At 72.0% G+C, this 16,611-nt stretch carries 16 protein-coding genes and 1 pseudogene; 8 read left to right on the forward strand and 9 right to left on the reverse strand.

From position 1 onward, the window contains the following. Positions 1-66 precede the first annotated feature (66 nt). A pseudogene (locus tag ACZ56U_RS29520) lies at positions 67-1,926 on the forward strand (streptophobe family protein); the annotation flags it as partial. A gap of 746 nt (positions 1,927-2,672) precedes the next feature. Next, positions 2,673-3,884, forward strand: a complete 1,212-nt coding sequence (gene serB, locus ACZ56U_RS29525; protein ID WP_469087007.1) for a phosphoserine phosphatase SerB — start codon at positions 2,673-2,675, stop codon at positions 3,882-3,884. A 93-nt stretch (positions 3,885-3,977) separates the two neighbouring features. Here serB and ACZ56U_RS29530 read toward each other — a convergent pair whose 3' ends face one another. The 4 genes from ACZ56U_RS29530 to ACZ56U_RS29545 all read right to left on the reverse strand — a co-directional run bounded on the left by ACZ56U_RS29530 (position 3,978) and on the right by ACZ56U_RS29545 (position 6,496). Further along, on the reverse strand, positions 3,978-4,496 hold the full coding sequence (locus ACZ56U_RS29530; RefSeq protein ID WP_469087008.1) for a SixA phosphatase family protein: 519 nt from the start codon (positions 4,494-4,496) through the stop codon (positions 3,978-3,980). Between the two features lie 100 nt (positions 4,497-4,596). Beyond that, entirely contained in the window at positions 4,597-4,803 is a 207-nt protein-coding gene (locus ACZ56U_RS29535; RefSeq protein WP_469087009.1) for a hypothetical protein, read from the reverse strand. A gap of 184 nt (positions 4,804-4,987) precedes the next feature. After that, positions 4,988-5,104 (reverse strand): SGM_5486 family transporter-associated protein, encoded by a 117-nt coding sequence (locus ACZ56U_RS29540; RefSeq protein ID WP_095046370.1) that lies wholly within the window; start codon positions 5,102-5,104, stop codon positions 4,988-4,990. A 48-nt stretch (positions 5,105-5,152) separates the two neighbouring features. Continuing rightward, the gene (locus ACZ56U_RS29545) at positions 5,153-6,496 is read right to left on the reverse strand and encodes a CynX/NimT family MFS transporter (protein WP_469087010.1); all 1,344 of its coding nucleotides are present in this window, start codon (positions 6,494-6,496) and stop codon (positions 5,153-5,155) included. A gap of 70 nt (positions 6,497-6,566) precedes the next feature. On the opposite strand from ACZ56U_RS29545, the gene ACZ56U_RS29550 reads away from it, so the two are divergent. After that, positions 6,567-7,256 carry a FadR/GntR family transcriptional regulator gene (locus tag ACZ56U_RS29550; protein WP_469087011.1) on the forward strand — a complete coding sequence of 230 codons (690 nt, stop codon included), beginning with the start codon at positions 6,567-6,569 and terminating at the stop codon, positions 7,254-7,256. Here ACZ56U_RS29550 and ACZ56U_RS29555 read toward each other — a convergent pair. From ACZ56U_RS29555 to fabG, 3 genes are all read right to left on the reverse strand, one after another. Next, the gene (locus tag ACZ56U_RS29555; RefSeq protein WP_469087012.1) at positions 7,237-7,584 is read right to left on the reverse strand and encodes a hypothetical protein; all 348 of its coding nucleotides are present in this window, start codon (positions 7,582-7,584) and stop codon (positions 7,237-7,239) included. The two genes, ACZ56U_RS29550 and ACZ56U_RS29555, sit on opposite strands and share 20 nt — an antisense overlap. A 258-nt stretch (positions 7,585-7,842) precedes the next feature. Then, on the reverse strand, positions 7,843-8,628 hold the full coding sequence (fabI, locus tag ACZ56U_RS29560; protein ID WP_469087013.1) for an enoyl-ACP reductase FabI: 786 nt from the start codon (positions 8,626-8,628) through the stop codon (positions 7,843-7,845). A 5-nt stretch (positions 8,629-8,633) separates the two neighbouring features. Next, positions 8,634-9,353, reverse strand: coding sequence for a 3-oxoacyl-[acyl-carrier-protein] reductase (gene fabG, locus ACZ56U_RS29565; RefSeq protein WP_469087014.1), 720 nt, complete (start codon positions 9,351-9,353; stop codon positions 8,634-8,636). Positions 9,354-9,593: 240 nt separating this feature from the next. On the opposite strand from fabG, the gene ACZ56U_RS29570 reads away from it, so the two are divergent. The 3 genes from ACZ56U_RS29570 (at position 9,594) to tyrS (ending at position 14,006) form a co-directional block, all read left to right on the forward strand. Continuing rightward, a complete protein-coding gene (locus ACZ56U_RS29570) occupies positions 9,594-11,117 on the forward strand; it encodes a TldD/PmbA family protein (protein WP_469087015.1) in 1,524 nt (507 codons plus the stop codon). A gap of 168 nt (positions 11,118-11,285) precedes the next feature. After that, a complete protein-coding gene (locus ACZ56U_RS29575) occupies positions 11,286-12,680 on the forward strand; it encodes a metallopeptidase TldD-related protein (protein ID WP_469087016.1) in 1,395 nt (464 codons plus the stop codon). Between the two features lie 57 nt (positions 12,681-12,737). After that, the gene (gene tyrS, locus ACZ56U_RS29580; protein ID WP_469087017.1) at positions 12,738-14,006 is read left to right on the forward strand and encodes a tyrosine--tRNA ligase; all 1,269 of its coding nucleotides are present in this window, start codon (positions 12,738-12,740) and stop codon (positions 14,004-14,006) included. Positions 14,007-14,091: 85 nt separating this feature from the next. Here tyrS and ACZ56U_RS29585 read toward each other — a convergent pair whose 3' ends face one another. Beyond that, the gene (locus ACZ56U_RS29585; RefSeq protein WP_469087018.1) at positions 14,092-14,370 is read right to left on the reverse strand and encodes a GlsB/YeaQ/YmgE family stress response membrane protein; all 279 of its coding nucleotides are present in this window, start codon (positions 14,368-14,370) and stop codon (positions 14,092-14,094) included. 245 nt (positions 14,371-14,615) lie between these two features. On the opposite strand from ACZ56U_RS29585, the gene ACZ56U_RS29590 reads away from it, so the two are divergent. Beyond that, entirely contained in the window at positions 14,616-15,014 is a 399-nt protein-coding gene (locus tag ACZ56U_RS29590; protein WP_469087019.1) for a DUF3099 domain-containing protein, read from the forward strand. 215 nt (positions 15,015-15,229) lie between these two features. Beyond that, positions 15,230-15,451 (forward strand): hypothetical protein, encoded by a 222-nt coding sequence (locus tag ACZ56U_RS29595; RefSeq protein ID WP_469087020.1) that lies wholly within the window; start codon positions 15,230-15,232, stop codon positions 15,449-15,451. A 30-nt stretch (positions 15,452-15,481) separates the two neighbouring features. Here the strand turns inward: ACZ56U_RS29595 and moaA are convergent, their stop codons facing one another. After that, positions 15,482-16,471: a GTP 3',8-cyclase MoaA gene (moaA, locus tag ACZ56U_RS29600; RefSeq protein WP_469087021.1), complete on the reverse strand. Its 990-nt coding sequence runs from the start codon at positions 16,469-16,471 to the stop codon at positions 15,482-15,484. Positions 16,472-16,611: the final 140 nt, after the last annotated feature.

The raw sequence follows: 16,611 nt of genomic DNA on the forward strand, positions 1-16,611 counted from the left end.
AGAGTGGTAATCCACGCGAGGGGGACATGCGCGGCGACCGCCGCACCGCGGATCGGGGGGTCTGCCATGAGCGCGTCCATGAGGTTCGAGACGACGAAGCACGACGCGAGGCTGCCGTGGGGGGACATCCTGCTCTCCGCGATCGCCGCCGTGAGCTGGGCGTTGATCGGAATGGCGGGCGTCGCGGCGCTCGGACTGCACCTGCTGGAGGCGGACGCGACGGCCTCGCTCGGCCCGATGACCGCGGCGCTGGTGGCCCTGGGGGCGGGTGGGGCGGTGACACCGTCCGGTGATGTGTCCGCGTTCGGGCTGACCGGAGCGCAGGCGGCGACGGCCATCGAGATCACGCCACTCGGGGTGAGTCTGGCCGGAGCGCTCCTTTTGTCATGGTTCTTCCTACGGTCCCTGCGGGCGGCCGGAGTTGTCGTCGCACCGGCCGAACTGCTGGTCCGCGCGGGTGCGGTGGTCGTGCTGTTCGTGGCCATGCTGGGCGGGCTGGCCTGGGCGGGTCACGACGTCATCACGATCGACGGCGGCGCGCTCGGACTCGACGAGCTGCCCGGCGCGGGCGGTGGCGGGGGTCTGGAGATCCCCGGGCTCGGTGACGTCGGCGACATCGGCGGGCTGCTCCCGGACCAGGTCGGCGACCTGGTCGACGCGCAGGCGGCGGTCGGCTTCACGGTCGACACGGTGCCGACGCTGCTCGGCGGTCTCGGCTGGTCGGCCGGCATCCTGCTGATCGCGCTGCTGGCCTCGCGCCGCACGCCGCTGCCGCGGGGCTGGGAAGCGGTGCACCGCGTCGTACGCCCCGCGGTGTCCGCCCTCGTCACGGTCCTGCTGGTCGCGGTGGCGGCGGGGCTCGCGGCGGCGGTGTACGCGTCCGTCGGCGACGAGCATCCGAAGCGGATCGCCGGCGCGGCACTCCTGGGCGCCCCCAACGGCACCTGGCTCGCCATCCCCCTCGGTCTGTTCGTACCCTGGGACGGCCGGGCGACGGGCCCCCTGACCGCCTTCCTCCCCGACCCCCTGGACGACCTCCTGAGCTCCGAGCGCGACCAGTCCGTCTCCCTGTCGCGCCTCGCGGAACTCGACGGACGCGTGTGGCTGCTGGGCGTCGCCGCGGCGATGATGATGCTGCTCGCGGGGGTACTGGCCGCGGTGCGGACGCCGGTACGGGATCCAGGGGCCCTCGGTCTCGCCGGGCGGTGTGCGCTGCGGCTGGGGGTCGTGACGGCGCTGGCGTTGCCGTTCCTCGCGTGGCTGACGGACGTGTCCGTGAACGCCTCGCTGTCGGTGTTCGGCGTCGACGCGTTCGGCGCCGGCATCGACCTGCACGGACAGCTCGGCACGGCCCTGCTCCTCGGCGCTCTGTGGGGCGCGGCCGCGGGCGCCACCGGAGCGCTGCTCGCCCGGGCGACCGGGGCGGCGGGGCGGCTGGCGGCACCTCTGGCGCTGCGGGCGTTGGGGTCGACGCCCGGGGACGGGGGCGGGGGCGGGACGGCGGGTGAGGGTGGGGGGCCGCTGGCTGCGGGTGGCACGGGGACGGATCCGGGGGCGCCTGGGGGGTACCGGGGTGGGGCCGGGGCGGTGCCCGGCGGGGCCGGAGCGGCACCCGGCCCGGGGTCCTCTCGGGCGGCGCCGTACCCGGGGGCGCCGGGGGGTGCGCCGTATGCGGACCAGGGGTGGAGGGCGCCGGGCGCGGGCGGTGCCGGGGGCGCTGCTGGTGAGGGGGCTGTCGGTGGGGCGGGCGGTTACGCCGGTTCGCCGGGCGCGGGGTATGCGGGGGCAGGGCGCGAAGGAGGCGCCGGTTCCTCTCGCGGGCGCTCCTCCGGGGCGGGGTCCGGTCGGGGCGGTGCCGGTGCGGCGGACGCGGGCGGCGAGTCCGGGCCGTACACGCCGGGGACGCCGTACCGGCCACCGAACCCGGACACCAATCCGTATCTGCGGGTGCCGGAGGGGCTGCGGGAGCCAGAGGACGCGCGACCATCGGAGGCGCGGGAACCGGAGGACGCGCGACCGCCCGAGGCGCGGGCGCCAGGCCGGCCGTCGCCCGGGGGTGCGCGACCGGTGCCCGGCGCGCCGCCGGGACAGGGGCGCCCGCTGCCCGGCGAGCCCCCGGCGCAGAGGGCTCGGCCCGCCGATGACGGCCGGCGTGGCGGCGCGGCGCCCCCCGGCAGGGACGCGTGGTCGGCGCGTACCGGGGCCCCGCCGCCCGGAGGCACGCGGGCGCCCGATGACGACGGTTCGGTGTCCGGCGAGCCGTCCGACGACTCGCCGCCGAGCGGCGACGACCTGTACGGCGCGCCCACGATGGTGCGGCCCCTGGAGCCGCCGCCCCGTTCACCGCGCCGGCCCGGTCGCGGGCGGCGCGGCGGCGACGAGCCCTCCCCGCCGGACGACGGCCCGCCCCCGCCGCCTCTCCCACCGCCACCGCCGGGGCGGCCGAAGGGACGGAGGTGATCGCGGCGAGGCCGGCGGGGAGCGGGCAGGGAGCGACACGCACCCGCGCCCGTCCCTGGCCGGTAACCGTCGGTCCCGGCGCCCGACCTGTGCCCCTGGCGCCCGGACCGCCGCGTCAGCTCACCGCCACCTGAGCGACGCTCATTGTTCGCTGTCCGCCAGGCGGACCTCAGGGGCGGCGGGCACTGGGTGCCGGATACGGTGGGTACACCATGAGCGCTTCGCAGACCTCCGACGTCCCCACCCTTCTCGTCAAGATCTTCGGCAAGGACAGGCCGGGCATCACAGCCGGACTCTTCGACACTCTCGCCGCCTACTCCGTCGACGTGGTCGACATCGAGCAGGTCGTCACCCGTGGCCGCATGGTGCTGTGCGCTCTGGTGACCGAGCCGCCGCGCGGACTGGAGGGTGATCTGCGGGCGACCGTCCACAGCTGGGCGGAGTCGATGAAGATGCAGGCCGAGATCATCTCGGGCCTCGGCGACAACCGGCCCCGCGGGCTCGGCCGTTCGCTGGTCACCGTGCTCGGTCATCCGCTGACCGCGGAGTCGACCGCCGCGATCGCCGCCCGGATCACCAAGGCCGGCGGCAACATCGACCGTATCTTCCGGCTCGCCAAGTACCCGGTGACCGCCGTCGAGTTCGCGGTCTCCGGCGTGGAGACCGGCCCGCTGCGGACCGCGCTGGTGACGGACGCCGCCGCCCTCGGCGTGGACGTCGCCGTCGTCTCGGCGGGGCTGCACCGGCGGGCGCAGCGGCTGGTCGTGATGGACGTGGACTCCACGCTCATCCAGGACGAGGTCATCGAGCTGTTCGCCGCGCACGCCGGGTGCGAGGACAAGGTCGCCGAGGTGACCGCGGCCGCGATGCGCGGGGAGCTGGACTTCGAGCAGTCGCTGCACGCGCGCGTGGCGCTGCTGGCGGGTCTCGACGCCTCGGTGGTCGACAAGGTGCGCACCGAGGTGCGGCTGACCCCCGGCGCGCGCACCCTGATCCGTACGCTCAAGCGTCTCGGGTACCAGGTCGGGGTCGTCTCGGGAGGGTTCACCCAGGTCACCGACGACCTGAAGGAGCGGCTGGGGCTGGACTTCGCCCAGGCCAACACCCTGGAGATCGTCGACGGGAAGCTGACCGGCCGGGTCACCGGCGAGATCGTGGACCGACCGGGCAAGGCGCGGCTGCTGCGCCGGTTCGCCGCCGAGGCGGGGGTGCCGCTGGCGCAGACCGTGGCCATCGGCGACGGCGCCAACGACCTGGACATGCTCAACGCGGCCGGCCTCGGGGTCGCCTTCAACGCCAAGCCGGTGGTGCGGGAGGCCGCGCACACGGCGGTGAACGTGCCGTTCCTGGACACCGTGCTGTATCTGCTGGGTGTGACCCGCGAAGAGGTCGAGGCGGCGGACACACACGACGACATCGCCTGAGCCGTCCCGTTCGGCGGACGTCAAGAGCAGGCGAGGGGCCCGGCACCGGGGTGGTGCCGGGCCCCTCGCACAGACTCCCTCACATCGATCGGATCATTCGGAGGGGGCCCAGTAGTCGACCAGGGTGGCCACACCCGGCTCCAGGCTCTTCCAGGGGCCGGTGAACGACAGCACGGCGAAGGCGGCGGCCGGGAAGCCGCGGCGGCTCATCCGGTCGCGGGCATCGCCCTCGGACGCACCGCCCAGGATGTCGGCGAGGCCCTGGATGCCCGGGTTGTGGCCGATCAGGACCGCGTTCCGCACGTCGTCGGGGGTCTCGTTGAGCACGGCGATCAGCTCGCCGGGCGAGGCCTCGTAGACCCGCTCCTCGTAGACGGTTTTCGGCCGGTGCGCGAACCCCTGCACGGCGAGCTTCCAGGTCTCACGGGTCCGGGTCGAGGTGGAGCACAGGGCAAGGTCGACGGGGATCGCGGTGTCGGCCAGCCTGAGCCCGGCCTCTGCGGCATCCTTCCGGCCCCGCTCGGCAAGCGGCCGCTCGTGGTCGGTCACCTGGGGCCAGTCGGCTTTCGCATGCCGGAAGAGGACGATCCTGCGGGATTCAGCGACGCTCATACGACCCAGCTTCGCATGAAACAGGCCATGGGGCGCAGGGAGTTGACATGCGACTTCGCCGCAGTACGGACACGGTCGCGGGCCGGTCCCGGCGGGGCGTTCAGCGGGTGAACAGCTCCTGCATACGTTCGAACAGACGGGCGATCACCGGGTCGCCCGCGGCGGCGTGCGCGTCGGACGGGTTCAGGATCAGCGCGAGCAGGGTGACGAAGGCGAGCGTCGGCAGCGCGAGGGCCCACCAGGGCAGCCGGATGTCGACGCGCCCCCGGCTCACCGGGCGGGGCGGGGTGTGCGTAGGGGCCGACATGGGTGCCTCCGCGTCTCTTCGAGTGGGCCGGTGATCCGCCGTGTCGCGGTCACGTCTCGAAGGTACGGAAACCCGGGTCCCCAACCCATCCGGTGATCCACCCAGTTGCCCCTGAGACTCGCCCCCTAGGGGATGGTGGGGCTACCCCCACCCCCGCCGGCCGGACCGGCGTGGGGGCGGGTGATCAGGGCGACGCGAGCGACGCGATGACGGCGATGATCACGAAGATGGCGAGGAACGCGCCGAAGACGAGCAGCATCTTCTTCTGGCCGTTCTGCGGGTTCGGGTCGAGCACTGGCATACGGCCAGTCTGGCACCCGGGGCCCGCGCCAGGCCCGCCGGGGTGGCGTCAGCGGCCCGCCCCGCCCTCGACACCAAGGTCGCGGCCCGCCCCGCCCGCGAGCGTACGGTCGCGGCCCGCCTCGTCCTCGACAGTACGGTCGCGGCCCGCGAGGACGCCGACGATCGTCTGCGGGATCATCAGGCCGGCCATGAGGGCGATCGGCAGTCCCCAGCCGCCGCTGTGCTGGTAGAGCACGCCCACCAGGAGCGGGCCCGGGATGGAGATCAGGTAGCCGGTGCTCTGTGCGAACGCGGAGAGCTGGGCGACCCCCGCGCCGGTCCTGGCCCGCATCCCGACCATCGTCAGGGCCAGCGGGAAGGCGCAGTTGGCTATCCCGAGCAGCACGGCCCAGGCCCAGGCACCGGCGGCGGGCGCGAGGTAGAGGCCGGCGTACCCGACGAGGCCGCAGACGCCGAGCACCACCACGATCGGGCCCTGGTGCGGGAGCCGGGTCGCCACGCGCGGGATGACGAAGGCGAGCGGCACGCCCATGACCATGGTGACGGCGAGGAGCAGTCCGGCGGTGCTCGCGGACACGCCCGCGTCCCGGAAGATCTGCGCCATCCAGCCCATGGTGATGTAGGCGGCGGTGGCCTGGAGCCCGAAGAACACGGCGAGCGCCCAGGCCGTACGGCTCCGGGTGATCCGCAACGCGGGGCGCTCCTCACGCGCGGGCGCCTCCTCGGCGGGTTCCGCCCCACCGCGCCGTACGAACGGGAGCCACGGCAGCACGGCCGCGGCGGCCAGTCCCGCCCACACCGCGAGGCCGGTCTGCCACCGGCCGCCGAGCGCGTCGGTCACCGGTACGGTCACGGCGGCCGCGGAGGCGGTGCCGAGGGCGAGGGCCATCGAGTACAGGCCAGTCATGGAGCCGACGCGGTCCGGGAACCAGCGCTTGACGATGACCGGCATCAGGACGTTGCTGACCGCGATGCCCATGAGGGCGAGCGCGGTGGCGGCCAGCAGACCCGCCGTGGTGCCCGTGTACGGCCGTATGAGCAGGCCCGCGATGATGGCGGCCATGCCGGCGCAGACCACCGCGCCGGGGCCGAAGCGGCGGGCGAGGCGGGGGGCCATGACGCCGAAGACCGCGAAGCAGAGCGGGGGCACCGAGGTCAGCAGTCCGGCCACGCTGCCGCTCATGCCGAGGCCGTCACGGACGTCCTCCAGGAGGGCGCCGAGGCTGGTGATGGCGGGGCGGAGGTTGACGGCGGCCAGCACGATGCCGAGCACGAGCAGCCGGGTCGTCCACGCGCGCGTGGCCGTCGTCGGGGGCTCGTTCGTCGCCGAGCTGCGGAGGGGCGGGGACATGCTCGTCCGGGTTTCCTGGCGTGCCATGACACCCATCATAGAATCATGGGATGATTGGTTGTCCATCCCCCGGCAGCCCTGTGCCGCCCGTCCCGTGCGAAGGTGTGCCATGCCTCTGAGCCACCCCCGCCGATCGGCGCTGTCCGAGCAGGTCATCGCCGCGCTGCGGCAGCAGATCACCTCGGGCGAGTGGCCGGTGGGCTCCCGGATCCCGACCGAGCCGGAGCTGGTCGAGCAGCTCGGGGTGGCCCGGAACACGGTCCGCGAGGCCGTCCGCGCCCTCGCGCACAACGGGCTGCTGGACATCCGCCAGGGCTCCGGGACCTATGTCGTGGCGACCAGCGAGCTGGCGGGCGTGATGCACCGCCGCTTCGCCGGCGCCGACCCCCGGCACATCGCCGAGCTGCGCTCCACCCTGGAGTCGGCCGCGGCGAAGCTGGCCGCCGAGCGGCGTACGGAGCGGGACCTCAAGCAGCTCGACGCGCTTCTGGCGCGCCGTGAACAGGCGTGGGAGTCGGGCGACAAGGAGGCCTTCGTCACGGCGGACGCGAGCTTCCACCTGGCGGTGGTGGCGGCTTCCCACAACGACGTGATGTCGGCGATGTACGCGGACCTCGGCGAGGTGCTGCGGGACTGGCTCCGCGACGACGTCGGCGAGGAGCTGACCCCGGAGACGCACCTGGACCACTCGGGGCTGGTGGACGCCATTCGCGCGGGCGACCCCGACACGGCCGCGACCGTGGCCGCGAGCTATCCGTTCCAGTGCCGCCCGGGTCTGTTCAGCCCCTCTGGTGGCTGACCCACACCGAGCGGACCTCCTTCCAGCAGCGCCCCTGCAGCCGTACCGTCTGCGCGGGTCCGGCCTCGACCGGGGCGCCGTCGCTGTCGACGTCCCACCAGCGCTCGCACTCGATGTGCAGCCGGACATGGTCGACGTCGGGATACGGGTTGTGGCAGTACGCGGTCACCCGGGAACCGGTGACCTTGCTGCGGCACGTGGCGCCGAACAGATCCGGGGCCCGGTCCTCACGCGCCTCCACGCGCGCGTGCGGCGACGCGTCGTGCGGCAGGGTCAGCAGAAGGGCCGCGGCGACGGCGGCTGGGGCCAGGCTGCGGGACAGGCGCACAAGGGGACCTCCTCGGCCGTGCTGGGGAGGAAAGCGTGGTGAACGCGTAATCCAGAGTGCCCAGTTGTCCCGCTCCCCCGCCCGATCGGATAGGCCGAACGGGCGACCCCACGCGACCGGGCCGGGCCCCACGCGAACAAGGCTGGGCCCCGCACGAACGGAGCCGGGCCCCGCGGACGGGCCGAGCCCCGCGCGAACGGCCGGGGCCCGCACCCCCGAAGGGATGCGGGCCCCGGTCGAGCCTCGGCGGCGGTGGTGTCACGCGCCGATGGCGTGCAGCCCACCGTCCACGTGCACGATCTCGCCCGTGGTCTTCGGGAACCAGTCGCTCAGCAGGGCCACGACGCCCTTGCCGGCCGGCTCCGGGTCCTCCAGCTTCCACTCCAGCGGGGAGCGGCTGTCCCACACGGCCGCCAGCTCGGAGAAGCCGGGGATCGACTTCGCGGCCATGGAGCCGATCGGGCCCGCCGAGATCAGGTTGCAGCGGATGTCGTGCTTGCCCAGGTCACGCGCCATGTAGCGGTTGGTGGCCTCCAGGGCGGCCTTGGCCGGGCCCATCCAGTCGTACTGCGGCCAGGCGAACTGCGCGTCGAAGGTGAGGCCGACGACGGAGCCGCCCTCGGTCATCAGCGGCAGCAGCGCCATGGTCAGCGACTTCAGGGAGAAGGCGGAGACGTGCATGGCGGTGGCCACGGACTCGAACGGCGTGTTCAGGAAGTTGCCGCCGAGCGCGTCCTGCGGCGCGAAGCCGATGGAGTGCACGACCCCGTCGAGCCTGTCGCCCAGGTGCTCACGGACCTGGCCCTCCAGGCGGGCCAGGTGCTCGTCGTTGGAGACGTCGAGCTCCAGGACCTTGACCTTCTCCGGCCGGGGGAGCTTCTTGGCGATGCGCTCGGTGAGCGTCGGACGCGGCCACGCGGTGAGGATGATCTCCGCGCCCTGCTCCTGGGCCAGCTTGGCGGTGTGGAAGGCGATGGAGGACTCCATCAGCACACCGGTGATGAGGATCTTCTTGCCCTCGAGGATTCCAGTCGTGTTCGTCATCGTGCTCAGTGACCCATTCCCAGTCCGCCGTCAACCGGGATGACGGCTCCAGTGATGTACGAGGCGTCGTCCGAGGCGAGGAACCGCACCGCCGCGGCGATCTCCTCCGGCTGCGCGTAGCGGCCGAGCGGCACGTGCTTCACGATGCCCTCGCGCTGCTCGTCGGTGAGCACCTTCGTCATGTCGGTGTCGACGAAGCCGGGCGCGACGACGTTGAAGGTGATGTTGCGGGAGCCCAGCTCACGCGCGAGGGAGCGCGCGAAGCCCACCAGGCCGGCCTTGGAGGCGGCGTAGTTGGCCTGGCCGGCGGCGCCGAGCAGACCGACGACGGAGGAGATGAGGACGACGCGGCCCTTCTTGGCGCGCAGCATGCCGCGGTTGGCACGCTTGACGACCCGGAAGGTGCCGGTGAGGTTGGTGTCGAGGACGGAGGTGAAGTCCTCCTCGGACATCCGCATCAGGAGCTGGTCCTTGGTGATGCCGGCGTTGGCGACCAGGACCTCGACGGGACCGTGCGCGTCCTCGATCTCCTTGTAGGCCTGCTCCACCTGCTCGGTGTCGGTGATGTCGCACTTGACGGCGAGGCAGCCCAGTTCCGTGAGGGCGGCCGGTGGCTCACCCGAGCGGTATGTGATCGCGACCTTGTCGCCGGCGTCGGCGAAAGCTCGGGCGATGGCGAGGCCGATGCCCCGGTTGCCTCCGGTGACGAGAACCGAGCGGCTCAACGGATCACCCTTTCGATAGCGGTCTGTACCCGCCGCCCGGCACCTGGATGGCAAGCGGCTTCCCTCGAACCTATCGGGCTGTCCCGGCGGGCGGACATTCGGGCACCGACAGTGGCTCACGGGGCTGTCTGTCGGGTCCCTACAGAAGACGCCGACCGCGGCCCGGAAACGTATGGTCCCCGGACCTGCGCACACGACATGATCGAGGTCCACAGGTCACGACAGCAGGGAGATGTCCCGGTGCCTCATACCATCGACGAAGCCTTCACAGCGCTTCCCCTACGCGCCCTGGCCGACGCCGCGCTGGCACGCGCGCGTGCGCTGGGCGCCGAGCACGCGGACTTCCGCTTCGAGCGGGTGCGCAGCGCGTCCTGGCGGCTCAGGGACGCCAAGCCCGCCGGGTCGTCGGACACCACCGACCTCGGGTACGCGGTCAGGGTCGTGCACGGCGGCACGTGGGGTTTCGCGTCGGGCGTGGATCTGACCATGGACGCGGCGGCGCGGGTCGCCTCCCAGGCCGTGGCGATGGCGAAACTGTCCGCCCAGGTGATCAGGGCCGCCGGTTCGGACGAGCGGGTGGAACTGGCCGACGAGCCGGTGCACGCCGAGAAGACGTGGATCTCGTCGTACGAGATCGATCCGTTCACCGTGCCCGACGAGGAGAAGGCCGGGCTGCTCGCCGAGTGGAGCGCGCGGCTGCTGGCGGCGAACGGGGTCAACCACGTCGACGCCTCGCTGCTCACCGTCCATGAGAACAAGTTCTACGCCGACACCGCCGGGACCGTGACCACTCAGCAGCGGGTCCGGCTGCACCCGCAGCTGACCGCCGTGTCGGTGGACGAGTCCAGCGGCGAGTTCGACTCCATGCGCACCATCGCACCGCCGGTCGGCCGCGGCTGGGAGTACCTCACGGGCACCGGCTGGGACTGGGAGGAGGAGCTCGCCGGGATCCCGGAGCTGCTCGCCGAGAAGATGCGGGCACCGAGCGTCGAGGCGGGCGTCTACGACCTGGTCGTCGACCCGTCCAACCTGTGGCTGACCATCCACGAGTCCATCGGCCACGCCACCGAGCTGGACCGCGCGCTCGGTTACGAGGCCGCCTACGCCGGTACCTCCTTCGCCACCTTCGACCAGCTCGGCAAGCTCCGGTACGGCTCGGAGCTGATGAACGTCACCGGTGACCGCACCGCCGAGCACGGCCTGGCGACCGTCGGCTACGACGACGAGGGCGTGGCGGGCCAGTCCTGGGACCTGGTCAAGGACGGCACGCTCGTCGGTTACCAGCTGGACCGGCGGATCGCGCGGCTGACCGGCTTCGAGCGGTCCAACGGCTGTGCCTTCGCCGACTCCCCCGGGCACGTGCCCGTGCAGCGCATGGCGAACGTGTCGCTGCGGCCGGACCCGGCGGGGATGTCGACCGAGGACCTTATCGGGAGCGTCGACCGGGGCATCTACGTCGTCGGCGACCGGTCCTGGTCGATCGACATGCAGCGCTACAACTTCCAGTTCACCGGACAGCGCTTCTTCAAGATCGAGAACGGCCGCGTCACCGGCCAGCTGCGGGACGTCGCCTACCAGGCGACCACCACCGACTTCTGGGGCTCGATGGCCGCGGTGGGCGGTCCGCAGACGTACGTCCTCGGGGGCGCCTTCAACTGCGGCAAGGCCCAGCCCGGGCAGGTCGCGGCGGTGTCGCACGGCTGCCCGTCCGCCCTGTTCCAGGGAGTCAACATCCTCAACACCACGCAGGAGGCCGGTCGATGAGCGTCGACTTCGGAATCGGCTGGGGGTCCGGGGGTTATTCCCCGGGAAAGCACAGTCTCAACACCACGCAGGAGGCCGGTCGATGAGCGTCGACTTCGGAATCGGCTGGGGGTCCGGGGGCTACTCCCCGGGAAAGCACAGTCTCAACACCACGCAGGAGGCCGGTCGATGAGTCCTCGTACGAACAAGCCGCACGAGATCGTCGAGCGCGCCCTGGAGCTGTCGAGCGCCGACGGCTGCGTCGTCATCGCCGACGAGCAGTCGACCGCGAACCTGCGCTGGGCCGGCAACGCGCTCACCACCAACGGTGTCACCCGCACGCGCACCCTCACCGTGATCGCGACGGTGGACGGCAAGGAGGGCACCGCCTCCGGTGTCGTCTCGCGGTCCGCGGTGACCATGGACGAGCTGGAGTCCCTGGTCCGGGCCGCCGAGGCCGCCGCGCGCGGGGCCGCGCCCGCCGAGGACGCCCAGCCGCTCGTCCGGGACGTCCCGGCCTCCCCCGACTTCACGGACGCGCCCGTCGAGACCTCCTCCGCGGTGTTCACCGACTTCGCGCCGGCGCTCGGCGAGTCCTTCGCACGCGCGCGTGCGGGTGGCCGTGAGCTGTACGGCTTCGCCAACCACGAGCTGGTCTCCAGCTACCTCGGTACGTCGACGGGCCTGCGCCTGCGGCACGACCAGCCCAACGGGACGCTGGAGCTCAACGCCAAGTCCCCGGACCGTACGCGCTCGGCGTGGGCCGGCCGTTCCACCCGGGACTTCAAGGACGTCGACCCGGCGGCGCTGGACGCCGAGCTCGCCGTCCGTCTGGGGTGGGCCGAGCGCAAGCACGACCTGCCCGCCGGGCGGTACGAGACGCTGCTGCCGCCGACCGCCGTGGCGGACCTGCTGATCTACCAGATGTGGTCGGCGTCGGGCCGGGACGCGGCGGAGGGCCGGACCGTGTTCTCCAAGCCCGGCGGCGGCACACGGCTCGGCGACCGGCTGACCGAGCTGCCGCTGACACTGCGCAGCGATCCGAACGAGCCGGGCCTGGAGTCCGCGCCCTTCGTGCTCACGCACTCCTCCGGCGGCGACTCCTCGGTGTTCGACAACGGACTGCCGCTGACGGCCACCGAGTGGATGCGGGCGGGTGAGCTGAGCAGCCTGCTGACCAGCCGGCACAGCGCGGGTCTGACCGGGCTGCCGGTGGCGCCGGGCATCGACAACCTGATCCTGGACGGCGGCGAGGACCGCTCCCTGGAGGAGATGGTCGCGAGCACCGAGCGCGGGCTGCTGCTGACCTGCCTGTGGTACATCCGCGAGGTCGACCCGGCCACGCTCCTGCTGACCGGCCTGACCCGCGACGGCGTCTACCTGGTCGAGAACGGCGAGGTGACCGGGGAGGTCAACAACTTCCGGTTCAACGAGTCGCCGGTGGACCTGCTGGGCCGGGCGGCGGAGGCCGGGCGCACGGAAAAGACGCTGCCGAGGGAGTGGAGCGACTGGTTCACTAGAGCTGCGATGCCGGCGCTGAGGGTGCCGGACTTCAATATGAGCTCTGTCAGTCGGGGCGTATAACCTCGTAGCCGGGTGTCACTCGACCACCTGAAGATCATCCAAGGAGACGCGAGAACCGTGACGGACATCGTCGACGAGCTGAAGTGGCGTGGGCTGATCGCCCTCTCCACTGACGAGGACGCATTGCGCAAGGCGTTCGCGGACGGCCCCGTCACGTTCTATTGCGGGTTCGACCCGACCGCGCCCAGCCTGCACCTCGGCAACCTCGTGCAGATCCTCACGATGCGCCGGATCCAGCAGGCGGGCAACCGTCCGCTGGGGCTGGTGGGCGGGGCGACGGGTCTGATCGGCGACCCGAAGCCGACCGCGGAGCGCACGCTGAACGCGCCGGAGGTCGTGGCCCAGTGGGTGGAGCGGCTCCGCGCGCAGATCGCCCCGCTGCTGGACTTCGAGGGGCCGAACGCCGCGGTCATGGTCAACAACCTGGACTGGACCCAGGGGTTGTCGGCGATCGAGTTCCTGCGGGACGTGGGCAAGCACTTCCGGGTCAACAAGATGATCGCGAAGGAGGCCGTCGCCCGGCGGCTCAACTCCGACGCGGGCATCGGCTACACCGAGTTCAGCTACCAGATCCTCCAGGGCATGGACTTCCTGGAGCTGTTCCGCAGGCATGGCTGCACGTTGCAGACCGGCGGCAGCGACCAGTGGGGCAACCTCACCTCGGGCACCGACCTGATCCACCGGGTCGAGCCCGACGCCGTGGTGCACGCGCTGGCCACGCCGCTGATCACCAAGGCCGACGGCACCAAGTTCGGCAAGACGGAGTCCGGCACGGTCTGGCTCGACCCCGAGATGACCACGCCGTACGCCTTCTACCAGTTCTGGCTGAACGCGGACGACCGGGACGTCTCCAAGTTCCTGCGGATCTTCAGCTTCCGGTCGCACGAGGAGATCGAGGAGCTGGAGAAGCAGACCGAGGAGCGTCCGCAGGCCCGTGCCGCGCAGCGTGCGCTGGCGGAGGAGCTGACGACCCTGGTGCACGGCGCCGACCAGACGGCCGCGGTGATCGCCGCGTCCCGCGCCCTCTTCGGGCAGGGCGAGCTGGCGGAGCTGGACGAGAGGACGCTGACGGCGGCCCTGTCCGAGGTGCCGCATGTCCAGGTCGCCGAGCTCGCTCCGGTGGTCGACCTGCTCGCCGAGGTCGGTCTCGTGGCCAGCAAGTCGGCCGCGCGGCGCACCGTGAAGGAGGGCGGGGCCTACGTGAACAACGTGAAGGTCGCGGCCGAGGACGCGGTGCCCGCCAAGGAGGACCTGCTGCACGGCAGGTGGCTGGTGCTGCGGCGCGGGAAGAGGAACCTCGCCGCCGTCGAGGTCACCGGCGCATAGCACACCTCGGGCGCGGAGATCTGCGGAGCGCGGCTCTCGCCGTGGTTGCTCCCGCGGTTCCCCGCGCCCCTGTGGCGCGTCGCGGTCAGGTGCGGTGCTTCCTCTTGCCCAGCGTCGCCATGTACAGCATGTCTCCGACGCCCACGATCACGATCGCGGCGATGAGCTGGAAGGCATGCCGGCTCCAGTCGATGCCGGAGGTCTCCTCGACGCCCGCCGCGCGCGCGATCGCGTTGCCGACGATGGCGCCGATCATGCCGAAGATGGTCGTCAACCACAGGGGACTGTGCTGCTTTCCGGGGATGATCGCCTTCGCGATCAGGCCCAGCACGAGTCCCACGATGATCGCCCACAACCAGCCCATGGCTGCCTCCTAGTACGGCTCGACGTGTGAGCATTACGGCCAGTGTCGGCCCATGCGCGCTACGACGCATGTCGAGTGAGCCGTACGCGCCGCGACGCAGGCCGTTCGCCCGGGAGTCGGGCGCCCCGGTCTCGTGGGTGGCGCAGGCGCGGCGTACCGTAGGACGTGTCCGGGCCCGGTTCCTGTGCCGGGGCGGCATGGGTACGGGCCGGGGAGAGTCCGATGCGGGCGGATGGTGGAATGTGATGCGGAAGCAGCATGCGGCAGGCAACGCCCAGGTTTTCCGGATCACCGGTGCCCGCGCGGGGCTGCACGACGACGTACGCGCCCGGCAGCGGCGGTATGTGATCTCGATGTCGGTGCGGACGGTCTCGGTCATCCTCGCCGCGTCGCTCTGGAACGTCGAACGGCACGTCGCGATCGTGGCGTTGGTGCTCGGGGTGATCCTCCCCTACATCTCGGTGGTGATCGCCAACGCGGGGCGGGAGAACGCGCCGTCGCTGCCGTCGACGTTCGTGACCGCGCCGATGCGGCCGATGCTCGCTCCGCCGGGGGTTCGGGAGCCGTCTGCGGAATCGTTCCCGGAAGACGGTCCGGCCGATGCGGCGGCGGGTGTCCGGGGTGAGCCGCGCGAGCGGACGTGACCTCTGCGGAGGGTCCGGATCCGGTCGTCATCTCCGCGCCAAGCTCAAGAAAAGCTCAGATCAATCATGTTGTTCCAGTGCCGGGCAGCGGGTTACCCGTGACATACTTCCTACGCGCTCCGCATCCCCCGTCGGAGCGACAGACCGACGCCGGGCAGCTCCCCCCGTGGCTGCTCGGCGTCGCCTTGTTCAGCGCGCTTTTGTGAGACGAACCAGTGAGTGACGAGACCACCCCGATCTGCTCAGCCAAGGGCTGCCGTGCCGACGCGGTGTGGGTCCTCGCCTGGAACAACCCGAAGATCCACACGCCGGAGCGGCGCAAGACCTGGCTGGCGTGCGACGAACACCGGGAGCATCTCTCCCAGTTCCTCGGGGTGCGGGGGTTCTTGAAGGACGTGGTGGAGCTCAAGGACTGGCAGGCCCCGGAAGGCGCCTAGGCCCGCCCCAGCCGCCCCAGTGCCGCGGCCCTAGCCGCCGATCGCCGACATCGGGCGGTCCGGCTGCACGAACGACGGGTCGTCCAGGCCCGCGCCCGCCTTCTTGCCCCACATCGCCGCCTTCCAGATGCGGGCGATCTCCTCGTCCGGGGCCCCCGAGCGCAGGGCCGCGCGCAGGTCGGTCTCCTCCGTCGCGAACAGGCAGGTGCGTACCTGGCCGTCGGCCGTGAGGCGGGTGCGGTCGCAGGCGGCGCAGAACGGGCGGGTGACCGAGGCGATGACGCCCACGACATGCGGGCCGCCGTCCACGATCCAGCGTTCTGCCGGGGCCGAGCCGCGCTTCTCGGAGCCCTCTTCCGTCAGCTCGAAGCGGGTGCGCAGGGAGGTCAGGATGTCGCCCGCGGTGATCATGCCGTCGCGCTTCCAGCCGTGCTGGGCGTCCAGGGGCATCTGCTCGATGAACCGCAGTTCGTAGTCGTGCTCCACCGCCCAGGCCAGCAGGTCGGGGGCCTCGTCCTCGTTCAGTCCCGGCATCAGGACCGAGTTGACCTTCACCGGGGTCAGGCCCGCCTCACGGGCCGCGTACAGGCCCTCGATGACGTCCTTGTGGCGGTCCCGGCGGGTGAGGGTCTTGAAGACGTCGGGGCGCAGGGTGTCCAGGGAGACGTTGACCCGGTCCAGGCCGGCCGCCTTCAGGGCGGTCGCGGTGCGCTTGAGGCCGATGCCGTTGGTCGTCAGGGACATCTGGGGGCGCGGCTCCAGGGCGGCGACCCGCTCCACGATGCCCACCAGGCCCGGGCGCAGCAGGGGCTCGCCACCGGTGAAGCGGACCTCCTCGATACCGAGGGAGGTGACCGCGATGTCGATCAGGCGGACGATCTCGTCGTCCGTGAGCAGGTCGGGCTTGGCGAGCCACTGCAGGCCCTCCTCGGGCATGCAGTACGTACAGCGCAGATTGCACCGGTCGGTCAGCGAGACTCGCAGGTCGGTGGCCACTCGGCCGTAGGTGTCGATGAGCACGTGGGCCCCCTCCCTCGTCGCGCAGTATTCGATCCGTCACTTGCGAGCCTACGTGACCGCACTGACATCGACAGTCCCCGATCCCACGAGGTAAGACGCGGCCGCGTCGTAGAGACCTACGACGCGGCCGCTCGGTGGAT

This window comes from Streptomyces sp. NPDC034103 (genome assembly GCF_055575395.1).